The sequence below is a fragment of the Microvirga pakistanensis genome, assembly GCF_004458765.1.
Taxonomy (GTDB): domain Bacteria; phylum Pseudomonadota; class Alphaproteobacteria; order Rhizobiales; family Beijerinckiaceae; genus Microvirga; species Microvirga pakistanensis.
On sequence record NZ_SPJX01000060.1, the window covers coordinates 1 to 223 of the forward strand.

1 pseudogene is annotated in these 223 nt (G+C 71.7%); it reads right to left on the reverse strand.

What is annotated here, in order from left to right:
* Positions 1–223: pseudogene (locus E4K09_RS02625) on the reverse strand (primosomal protein N'); the annotation flags it as partial.

Consider the following 223-nt stretch of genomic DNA (forward strand, 5'->3'; position numbering starts at 1 on the left):
CCGGACACCAGGGCGGCGATGACCGGATGATCCGGCTGCCAGGTCTGGACGAGGGCCCTGCCCGGCTTCTCGCCGCGTCCGGCGCGGCCCGTGACCTGCTGCAGCATCTGACAGGTGCGCTCGGCGGCCCGCGGGTCGCCGGAGGTGAGACCGATATCGGCATCCAGGACCCCCACGAGGGTCATGAGCGGGAAGTTGTGCCCCTTGGCCACGAGCTGCGTGC